The organism is Pseudomonas sp. 7-41 (genome assembly GCF_021233075.1).
GTDB classification, from domain to species: Bacteria; Pseudomonadota; Gammaproteobacteria; order Pseudomonadales; family Pseudomonadaceae; genus Aquipseudomonas; species Aquipseudomonas veronii.
The window spans coordinates 1286350-1296034 of sequence record NZ_CP089551.1 but is presented as its reverse complement, the minus strand read 5'-3'; the positions used below and the strand labels follow the sequence as shown (position 1 = coordinate 1296034).

Below are 9685 nucleotides of genomic sequence, written 5' to 3'. Positions count from 1 at the left end.
ACAGAAGGAAAAAAGGTGGAGAGTCGATCTATAAGCCGGGTTCTGTCTTGAACAGTCATTCGTCTACGATGGCCATCACTGGACATCTTTAGCAACCTACCCGGTCCCAGCGCGGGCCACGCCTTGGGACCCTATTTGGTCTTGCTCCAAGTGGGGTTTACCTAGCCACGAACTGTTGCCAGACGTGCGGTGCGCTCTTACCGCACCTTTTCACCCTTACCGGCACCGAAGTGCTTAGGCGGTTATTTTCTGTGGCACTTTCCGTAGGCTCACGCCTCCCAGGCATTACCTGGCACTTCGCCCTATGGAGCCCGGACTTTCCTCCCCCCCCTAATTTTCATAGAGGGCAGCGACTGTCCAATCGACTCTCCGCCGCGCAGGTTAACGGCACGACGGAGTTAGGACAAGTATTAAAAGTGCAGCAATGCCATCACGTTCAGACGGAATACCGGTTTAACCCCGGAACTATTCGGCTTTCTGTTTATCCAGCGCGGCCTGATACAACACATTTTTACGCACCCCGGTGATTTCCGCTGCCAGCGCCGCCGCTCGCTTAAGGGGCATCTCCTTGAGCAGCAGATCCAGAACGCGCATGGCTTCGCCACCGACGGCGTCTTCATTTTCCGGCGCCGTCCAACCCGCCACCAGCACCACGCACTCGCCACGCTGCTGATTGCTGTCACCCTCGACAAACGCGCGCAGTTCTTCCAGCGGCAGCCCCTTGAGCGTCTCGAAGGTCTTGGTCAGCTCGCGGGCCAGCAGCGCCAGGCGCTCGCCACCGAACACCAGCTCCATGTCCTGCAGGCATTCGAGGATACGATGCGGGGCTTCATAGAAGATCAGCGTGCGCGGTTCTTCCTTAAGCGCCTGAAGACGTGCGCGACGCCCCACCGCCTTGGCCGGCAGGAAACCTTCGAAGATGAAACGATCCGACGGCAACCCCGCGGCGGATAACGCCGCAATCAACGCGCATGCGCCCGGAACCGGCACTACATTGATACCCGCGGCACGCGCCTGACGGACCAGGTGGTAACCGGGATCGGAAATCAGCGGGGTACCGGCATCGGAAATCAGCGCCACATCGTCACCGGCCAGCAGGCGCGTGATAAAACGGCTGCCTTCTTCGCGCTCGTTATGTTCGTGGCAGGCCGCCAATGGCGTACTGATGCCGAAATGCTGCATCAAGCGCTGGGAGTGCCGAGTGTCTTCCGCAGCGATCAATTTAACGTCGCGCAACACTTTAAGCGCCCGGGCGCTGATGTCGTCCAGGTTGCCAATGGGCGTCGCCACGACAAAAAGCGAGCCTGCAGTGGAATTCAAAGGACCTGGAGCAGTCAAAACGCACACCTCGATGGTTGGCAAAAGCCACATTGTAGCGCGTCGACGCCGCGGAAATATGCCATCGAGATGGATGCCGTTTCAGCCGTCGGTCGGCCCTAGCCACCCAAACGCAACATTTGCACCACCTAAATTCACGGTTTCACGCCAGTAACATCGCGCCTGGGCCAGTGCTTGGGTACAATTCCACGCTAATTTGATCGGTATCAGGAACACTTACATGATCCCTTGCCTGCGGCTGCTCTCCGCCCTCTGCCTCGCTGCCTTGCTGGGCGCCTGTGCCAGCTCGCCCTCGTCCCGCCTTGGCGACCTGCCACGGACCCCGGATGCCAGTATCGAGCAACTGCTCGAACAGGCGACTACCGCCAACACGCCCGAAAAAGCTGCGTTGCTGCGCCTGAGCGCGGCCGACATGGCCTACCACCAGAACAACGCTGGCCGCTCGTCGCAGATTCTTGCGCAGGTGCCGCTGGATGCTCTCAAGCCCGCCGCGCAGGTGTTCGCCAACACCCTGGCCGCCGAACTGGCCATGACGCGTAACCAGCCCAAGGCCGCGCTGGCGGCGTTGAACCACCCCAGCCTGCAGAACCTGAAGGAGCTGCCGGCCGAACAGCAGGTCCGCACCGGCACCGTACATGCACGCGCCTATGAAGCCGACGGCCAGACCCTGGCCGCCGCTCGCGAGCGTGTGACCATGGCGCCACTGCTGACCGGCGACGCCGCCAAGAGCAACCATGAAGCCATCTGGGCGCTGATTGCCGCGCTGCCGGCCGAACAGCTGCAAGCCAGCGGCAACCCGACGCTCGACGGCTGGATCACCCTGGCCCAGGCGGTCAAGGGCGCCGGCACGCTGGAGCAACAGCAAGCCGCCATTGACACCTGGCGTGCGCAGAACCCGGGCCATCCGGCCGCCGTGCAACTGCCGACGCCGCTGACCAAACTCAAGGAACTGGCGAGCCAGCCGCTGAACAAGATCGCCCTGCTACTGCCGCAGGAGGGTCCACTGGCCACCGTGGCCAAGGCCCTGCGCGAAGGCTTCATGGCCGCGCATTACCAGGCTGAACAAGCCGGGCAGAAGCCGCCGGTCATCGAGTTCTATGACAGCTCGCGCCTGACCTCCCTCGACGACTTCTACGCCAAGGCCAAGGCTGCCGGCGTGCAATTGGTCGTCGGGCCGCTGGAAAAGCCGCTGGTCAAACAGCTCAGCGCGCGCCCGCAATTGCCGATTACCACCCTGGCGTTGAACTACAGCGAGACCGATCAAAACCCGGCGCAGTTGTTCCAGTTCGGCCTGGCGGCTGAAGACGAAGCTCGCGAAGTCTCGCGCCGCGCCCGTGCCGACGGCCTGCACCGCGCCGCTGCGATGGTGCCCCGTGGCGAATGGGGTGAGCGTGTCTACAAGGCCTTCCGCCAGGACTGGGAAGCCAACGGCGGCACCGTTGTCGGCGTCGAGTACGTCGACCAGCCGGTCGCCCTCGCCCAGCAGATTGCCGATCTGTTCCAACTGCGTAAAAGCGAAGGCCGTGCCAAGAGCCTGCAAAGCGCCGTCGGCACCGACGTCGCCGCACAACCTTCGCGTCGCCAGGATATCGAGTTCATCTTCCTGGCCGTCACCCCGCAACTGGCCCAGCAGATCAAGCCGACCCTGAACTTCCAGTACGCTGGCGACGTGCCGGTGTATGCGACGTCTCACGTGTTCAGCGCCAGCGGCGACAAGAACCAGTACCTGGACATGACCAACGTGATGTTCTGCGAAACCCCTTGGCTGCTCAACACCACCGACCCGCTGCGCAACCAGGTCGCTGCACAATGGCCGCAAGCCAATGGCAGCCTTGGCCGCCTGTACGCGATGGGCGTCGATGCCTACCGCCTGGCGCCACGCGTAGGCCAACTCAAGGCATTGCCGGATACGCGCATTGACGGCCTCTCGGGCAACCTGGGCATCAGCACGCACCAGCGCGTTGACCGCCAGATGCCGTGGGCGAAGTTCGTCGGCGGCGAGGTCCAGCGTCTGCCCGATACCCCACGCTGATGCCCGAGCGGTCCAGCGCACAAAGCGGCAAGGATGCCGAACTTCAAGCGCTTGAGTATCTTCGACAACAGGGTCTGCGCCTTCTGGCGCAGAACTGGTTGTGTAAACGCGGCGAGCTTGATCTGGTCATGCTTGACGGCGATACAGTAGTATTCGTCGAAGTCCGCTACAGAAAACACGCACAATGGGGTGGCGCGCTCGCCAGTATCGACGGGCGCAAGCGTCAGAAGCTGATACTCGCCGCGCAGTTTTTCCTGCTCAAGGAGCATCGCTGGGCTGACTCCCCCTGCCGTTTCGATGTGGTTGCCATTGAAAGCACACCGTCTGGCAAAGCTGATTTGAACTGGCTCAAAGATGCCTTCGACAGCTGATTCGCCGGACATCTTCACCACATACTTTTGCTCTTTGCTTTGCGGGCTGCACATTCCTGTGCCAAATAGCCGCGCTACTTAAGGTCACACAGATGGACATGCAATCCCGAATTCGCCAGCTTTTCCAGGCCAGCATCGACACCAAGCAACAGGCGATGGACGTACTTGCACCGCACATCGAGCAAGCCAGTCAGGTCATGGTCAATGCCTTGCTCAACGAGGGCAAAATGCTTTCGTGCGGCAACGGCGGCTCGGCCGGCGATGCCCAGCATTTCTCGTCCGAGTTGCTCAACCGCTTCGAGCGCGAGCGTCCGAGCTTACCGGCCATTGCCTTGACCACCGATTCGTCGACGATCACCTCGATCGCCAACGACTACAGCTACAACGAAATCTTCTCCAAACAGATCCGCGCCCTGGGGCAACCGGGTGACGTGCTGCTGGCGATTTCCACCAGCGGCAACTCGGCGAATATTATTCAGGCGATCCAGGCCGCACATGATCGCGAAATGATTGTCGTAGCATTGACTGGCCGCGACGGCGGCGGCATGGCCTCGCTGTTGCTGCCCGAGGACGTGGAGATTCGCGTCCCGGCCAATGTCACCGCACGTATTCAGGAAGTCCACCTGCTGACGATCCACTGCCTGTGCGATCTGATCGACAGCCAACTGTTCGGGAGTGAAGAATGACCGTTAAACGCCTCAGCCTATTGGCGATTGCGCTGTGCCTCGGCATCAGCGGCTGCAGCACGGCAATCACCGCGACACGTGACACCCCCATCCAGGACGACAAGGGCACCCGCACCTTCGGCAGCAAGATTGACGACTCGTTGATCGAAACCAAGGTCGAGGTCAACGTCGCCAAGGCCGCTACGGACCTGGGCAATGGCGCGTCGCGCATCGTCGTGACCAGCTTCAACGGCGTGGTGCTGCTCGCCGGCCAAACGCCACGTGCCGAACTCAAGGCCCAGGCCGAACAAGCCGCCTCGGCCGTGCAGCGGGTCAAGAAGGTCCACAACGAATTGCAGGTAATGGACCCGATCACCCTGCTGGCCATCAGCAACGATGCGCTGCTGACCACCAAGATCAAGGCGCAGATGCTGACCGACAACGCCATTCCCGGTTCACGCATCAAAGTCGTCACCGACAACGGCATCGTTTACCTGATGGGCCTGCTGACCCAGGCAGAAGCGACCCGTGCGGCGAACTTGGTACAGGGTGTGTCCGGCGTACAGAAGATCGTGAAGGTGTTCGAGTACATCGATTGATGTAACCGACGGCCACAAAAAAGGGCGCCGTGCATTGATTGCACGGCGCCCTTTTTATTGGCTGCAGATTACTGGTATTGCGAGTACGGGTTGCCCTGGAACTGGTTGTTCTGCTGCGGCGCCTGTTGCTGGGCGCCCGGCTGGCCATACTGCTGGCCTGGGATTGGGCCCAGGTTCACTTCTACACGACGGTTCTGCGCGCGACCGTTGACGTCGGCGTTGCTGGCGATCGGATTATCCGGACCGGCACCACGAGCGCTCAGGTTGGCAGCGCTGACGCCTTGGGAGGTCAGATAGTTGGCCACGCTCTGCGCACGACGCTGGGACAGGTCCATGTTCAACTGGCGGCTGCCGGTGCTATCGGTGTAACCCACGATCTGGATGGTGTTCTGGCTGAACTGCTTGAGCGAGTTGGCCAGGTTGTTCAGCGGCGTATAGAAGCTGCTGGAGATCGCGTCCGAGTTGGTGGCGAAGGTGATGTTGCCCGGCATGATCAGTTTGATCTGATCGCCCTGGCGCTGAACCTCAACCCCGGTATTGGCCATGCTTTCGCGCAGTTTCTTTTCCTGCTGGTCGGCGTAGTAGCCATAACCCGCCGCACCTGCACCCGCGACGACGGCACCGATCAGTGCGCCCTTGCCACGGTTGTTATGGTCGATGGCTGCACCGGCCAACGCACCGGCCAGAGCGCCGAGGCCGCCGTACTTGACGGTCTTGCTCATGCCACCGGATTCATTACTCGCCTGTCCCTGGCTGCTACCGTCATACGGATTGGGTGAAGCACAGCCAGATAACATGGCTACGGCAGTAGCGACAACGAGCAGACGACGCGGAGTGAACATGGAGAAGCTCCTACTTTTGCACCCTGGGTGCAGAGGATATGGACAATGGATCTTTGCCGGGTTTTGAACGCGACAAACGGTAAAAATTCCGTGGACGTATCTTAACCTGTAACAAAAAACGCAGGACTATCGTCGCGACACAAACCGTAGCAGACACACGCTGAACACACGCTGAGTTTTTTGCTACAGGGCTTGACCGCCTACGTTGCAATCATGCGCGCACAAAGGGGTTCTCGCGCATCTCGTCACCGAGTCGCGTCTCCGGCCCGTGACCGGTCACCACCGTCGCCGCCTCATCCAGCGTATACAGGCGCTGCTTGATCGAGCGCACAATCGCCGCTTGGTCCCCGCCCCACAAATCCGTGCGGCCTACGCCCCGGCGAAACAACGTATCTCCAGCGATCAGCAGCTTGGCATCGGCAAACCAGAAACTCATCGACCCCGGCGTGTGCCCCGGCGTATGCAATGCGACGCCGCAACCGCAAGCCAGCTCTTCATCGTCGGCCAGCCAACGGTCCGGCGACGGCACCGGCGTATACGGCACGCCAAACGTCTGGCACTGCATCTCCAGGTTATCCCAGAGGAACTGGTCGGCCTTGTGCAAATGCAGGGTCGCGCCGGTCTTCTCCTTCAACTGGCCGGACGCCAGGAAGTGATCCAGGTGAGCATGGGTGTGAATGATGCTCACCACCTTGAGGCCCAGCGCCTCGAGCCGCGCCAGGATCAGTTCGTGATTGCCGCCGGGGTCGACCACGATGGCTTTTTTACTGATGGGGTCGCCGATGATGGTGCAGTTGCACTGCAAAGGGCCGACGGGGAAGGTTTCGCGGATAAGGGTCGGCTTTGCGGTGTCCATGAACGGTCCTCTTGTGCAAACGGCATAGGGTTTCCGGGCGACTGTCGCCAGAATGATTGCACTATTAAACCAGACTGGAGCGGCGTCGCACCTCAACGCAAGCAAGCTCGCCAGCGGACTCAGGCTTTAACCAATCAACCGCAGCTCCTGCGCCCGCGCGACCGCCTGGGTGCGCCGCTCCACGCCGAGCTTGCTGTTGATATGGCTGGCGTGGGTCTTGACCGTGTGCAGGGAGATGAAGAGTCGGTTACTGATCTCCTGGTTCGAACAGCCCTGGGCGATCAGTTGCAGCACTGCCAGCTCGCGGGCGCTCAGGGTTTCATGGTTGGGCGCCGGCTCGCTGACAGCAACGGCCGGCAGCAGCGCCAACAGGCTCTGGTTCAATAAACCATGGGGGTCTTGGCCGAGTTGATCGCGCATCCAGTCGGGATACCCTTCAAGCAGGCGCTGGAAGGGTTGCAGCGCGCCGCCGGCTCCGGCTTCCAGGGCGCGAACCAACACCTCGCGCGCCTTGGCCTCCTGGCCGCTCTCCAGCAGCAACTGCGCCTGCTGGGTCAGCGCCATCAGGGCAATCATCTGGCGGCCGCTGCCATGAGCGTGTTGCGCCAGGTCTTCGAGGCGCTGCAGGGCCGCCGCCGGTTGATGGCGGATCGCATCCAACGCGGCTTGCTGCAGCTCGATATGCTGCGGCAGGTGCGGATGAAACTCCGGGGCCGCCGCCGCGTGTGCGCCGTTGTAGGTTTGCCCCAGGCGGGTCAGCCAGGCGTCGGCCAGGTCGGTACGCCCCTGGGCCAACCAGAGCTCGCATTTGATCAGGGTGATCATTGCCAGGTAGTAAATCGGCGGCACGTCCCAGATGTGCATCAGGCGTTCGGCCTCGGCCAGTTCGGCGAAGGCTTTGGGGAAGTCGCCGCGGCGCCCTTCGAAGTTGGCAATCACGCAATGCCCGATCAGCACGCTGATATCCCGGCAGGCGCGGGCTTCGGCCAGGCCGGCGCGCAGGCGGACCAGGCCGGCTTCAGGCTGACAACGCGCGAGCAGCAGGTAGCCTTCGTAAAGCGCTAATCGGGCGCGCACGGCGTACAACCGTTGGGGCGAAAGGTCGTGCAAGCGTTGCAGGCCCTGGTGTACTTCATCCAGCGAGCGCAGGATTTCACCCCGCGCCTGCAAGACCCGCGCGCGGTCGTAATGGGCCAGGGCCTCGAACAGGGGGTTGCCGACACGCTGCGCCAATTCGAGGGATTCGCGGTTCAAGCCACGGGCGCGCCACAGGTCGGCATCGACGATCGCCAGGTTGGAGAGGGTCGACAGGCACATCAGGCGCTGACCATAACGGCGCTGCGGCAGGCTTTCCAAGGCTTCGCTGCAATAGCGCTGAGTCAGCTCGCGGTCGCCTCGGCCCCGGGCGATGATCCCGCTCAGCGCCAGCCACTGCGCCAGCATCGACTTCTGCGCAGTGGCCGATGGCGCCGGCAGGAAGCGGCTGAGATAGCCGGACAGTTCTTCCGCCGCATCCAGCTGGCACGCCAGGCCCAAGGCCCAGCTGTACAGCACGATCAACCGGGGCGTGCTGATCAGCAGGCTGTCGGGCAAGTCCATTTTCCAGCGTAGGAGCATGCCAACGTTCTGCTCGGCCAGCAGTTGCTCCTCGGAGAGGTTCTGCACCAGGTTCGCCGCCACATCCAGATGACCGGCGCGCAGCGCCTGCTCGACCGCTTCATCGATCAGCCCCTGGGCGTTGAACCAGCGACAGGCGCGCAGGTGCAGGCTGGCGGGCGGCAGCACGGCGCTGCTCGCGCGCCGGGTGCGCAGCAGGTCGGAAAACAAATGGTGATAACGGAACCAGTGCCCCTGCTCGTCCAGCGGCACCAGAAATACCTGATGAGCCTGCAAGTAACGCAGGATTTCCGCGCTGTCGTGGGCATCGCGTATGGCGTCGCACAGTTCACTGCAAAAGCGTTCCTGCGAAGCGGTTTCATAGAGGAACGCCTGGACTTCCGCCGGCAGGCAATCAATCACTTCTTCCAGCAAATAGTCGCGTATCAAGCCTTCGCCGCCGTGCAGGCTCTGCGGCAAGGCGCCCTCATTCCCCGCTTCGGAGGCCGCCAACAGCCAGAAACGCAAACCAGCGACCCAGCCTTCACTGCGCCGGATCAAATTATCCAGCGCCTCGCCGCGCAGCGAACTGCTGTGGCGATCCAACACCGCCAGGGATTCGGCGTGGGTCAGGCGCAGGTCTTGCTCATGCAGCTCCAGCAGGTGCCGAGACAGGCGCAAGCGCGCCAGGTGCCAGTCGGGGCGCTGGCGACTGGTAACCAGCACCAGCAGGCCATCGGGCAAATGATTGAGGAAAAATTGCAGACAGCGATCAAGCACCGGGCCCTGGGCCAAATGGTAGTCATCCAGCACCAGCAACAAAGGCGCACGCGTGGACAACTGCAGCGCCAGCTCATCGAGCAAGCCATCGAGCCATTCTTCGAAGGCAAACGGTTGATGACGCTGACGCATTTTCAGCAGGCCCAGGGATTGCGCACCCAGTTGCGGGAAGTATTGCTGCAAGCCGTCAAGCAGGCGCTCGAGAAAACGCCCGGGGTCGTTATCCCGTGGGCTCAGGCCCAGCCAAAGGCTTTGCCAATGGGCGGGCAGACTCTGGCAGAACTCGACCGCCAGCGAACTCTTGCCGAACCCAGCCGGCGCGCAGACCAGCAGCAATCGCCCTTCCAGGCCAGCGCTCAGCCGTTCGCACAGGCGCGGTCGCAGCACGTAGCCGTCAGGCAGCGGAGGTCTGTAGAAGCGACCTTCCAGGGTCGGAATCACCGCGCTGGCAGGCCCCTGGATTCGGGACAGATCAGTCATCGCCGGGCTCTTGTAGAAGGCTGTTGTCGGCATTGCAGATGTCCGCAGACTAGCGGTAAAAGCGGCGGTTTTGTAGATCTTTGCAACATTTGCCTGAAAAAGAACTGCGACAAGAAATGTGAGAGG

At 61.9% G+C, this 9685-nt stretch carries 8 protein-coding genes and 1 other RNA gene; 4 read left to right on the top strand and 5 right to left on the bottom strand.

Going from position 1 to position 9685, the window contains the following annotated elements; genetic code table 11:
- Positions 1-15: 15 nt before the first annotated feature.
- Together rnpB and rsmI are read right to left on the bottom strand one after the other, a co-directional pair.
- An RNA gene (gene rnpB, locus LQ249_RS05770) (RNase P RNA component class A) lies at positions 16-369 on the bottom strand.
- A 96-nt stretch (positions 370-465) separates the two neighbouring features.
- On the bottom strand, positions 466-1371 hold the full coding sequence (gene rsmI / locus LQ249_RS05765) for a 16S rRNA (cytidine(1402)-2'-O)-methyltransferase (RefSeq protein ID WP_162231502.1): 906 nt from the start codon (positions 1369-1371) through the stop codon (positions 466-468).
- Between the two features lie 187 nt (positions 1372-1558).
- Here rsmI and LQ249_RS05760 point away from each other — a divergent pair, with 187 nt between their 5' ends.
- The 4 genes from LQ249_RS05760 to LQ249_RS05745 all read left to right on the top strand — a co-directional run bounded on the left by LQ249_RS05760 (position 1559) and on the right by LQ249_RS05745 (position 5005).
- The gene (locus LQ249_RS05760; protein WP_232566247.1) at positions 1559-3370 is read left to right on the top strand and encodes a penicillin-binding protein activator; all 1812 of its coding nucleotides are present in this window, start codon (positions 1559-1561) and stop codon (positions 3368-3370) included.
- Positions 3370-3741, top strand: coding sequence for a YraN family protein (locus LQ249_RS05755; protein ID WP_017845938.1), 372 nt, complete (start codon positions 3370-3372; stop codon positions 3739-3741). Before LQ249_RS05760 ends, LQ249_RS05755 begins: the two co-directional genes overlap by 1 nt.
- A 92-nt stretch (positions 3742-3833) precedes the next feature.
- On the top strand, positions 3834-4427 hold the full coding sequence (locus LQ249_RS05750) for a phosphoheptose isomerase (protein WP_003171862.1): 594 nt from the start codon (positions 3834-3836) through the stop codon (positions 4425-4427).
- Positions 4424-5005: a BON domain-containing protein gene (locus LQ249_RS05745; protein WP_017845939.1), complete on the top strand. Its 582-nt coding sequence runs from the start codon at positions 4424-4426 to the stop codon at positions 5003-5005. Before LQ249_RS05750 ends, LQ249_RS05745 begins: the two co-directional genes overlap by 4 nt.
- A gap of 68 nt (positions 5006-5073) precedes the next feature.
- Here the strand turns inward: LQ249_RS05745 and LQ249_RS05740 are convergent, their stop codons facing one another.
- The 3 genes from LQ249_RS05740 to LQ249_RS05730 form a co-directional block, all read right to left on the bottom strand.
- Complete coding sequence (locus LQ249_RS05740; protein WP_046384657.1) at positions 5074-5847, bottom strand: OmpA family protein; 774 nt, start codon at positions 5845-5847, stop codon at positions 5074-5076.
- A 211-nt stretch (positions 5848-6058) separates the two neighbouring features.
- A complete protein-coding gene (locus LQ249_RS05735) occupies positions 6059-6703 on the bottom strand; it encodes an MBL fold metallo-hydrolase (RefSeq protein ID WP_046384658.1) in 645 nt (214 codons plus the stop codon).
- Positions 6704-6829: 126 nt separating this feature from the next.
- The gene (locus LQ249_RS05730) at positions 6830-9559 is read right to left on the bottom strand and encodes a LuxR C-terminal-related transcriptional regulator (RefSeq protein ID WP_057004263.1); all 2730 of its coding nucleotides are present in this window, start codon (positions 9557-9559) and stop codon (positions 6830-6832) included.
- Between the last annotated feature and the right edge of the window lie 126 nt (positions 9560-9685).

Excerpts from the sequence above, each read along its gene's own strand:
- rsmI (WP_162231502.1), bottom strand. The coding sequence starts at position 1,371 with ATGTGGCTTTTGCCAACCATCGAGGTGTGCGTTTTGACTGCTCCAGGT.
- LQ249_RS05760 (WP_232566247.1), top strand. The coding sequence starts at position 1,559 with ATGATCCCTTGCCTGCGGCTGCTCTCCGCCCTCTGCCTCGCTGCCTTG.
- LQ249_RS05755 (WP_017845938.1), top strand. The coding sequence starts at position 3,370 with ATGCCCGAGCGGTCCAGCGCACAAAGCGGCAAGGATGCCGAACTTCAA.
- LQ249_RS05750 (WP_003171862.1), top strand. The coding sequence starts at position 3,834 with ATGGACATGCAATCCCGAATTCGCCAGCTTTTCCAGGCCAGCATCGAC.
- LQ249_RS05745 (WP_017845939.1), top strand. The coding sequence starts at position 4,424 with ATGACCGTTAAACGCCTCAGCCTATTGGCGATTGCGCTGTGCCTCGGC.
- LQ249_RS05740 (WP_046384657.1), bottom strand. The coding sequence starts at position 5,847 with ATGTTCACTCCGCGTCGTCTGCTCGTTGTCGCTACTGCCGTAGCCATG.
- LQ249_RS05735 (WP_046384658.1), bottom strand. The coding sequence starts at position 6,703 with ATGGACACCGCAAAGCCGACCCTTATCCGCGAAACCTTCCCCGTCGGC.
- LQ249_RS05730 (WP_057004263.1), bottom strand. The coding sequence starts at position 9,559 with ATGACTGATCTGTCCCGAATCCAGGGGCCTGCCAGCGCGGTGATTCCG.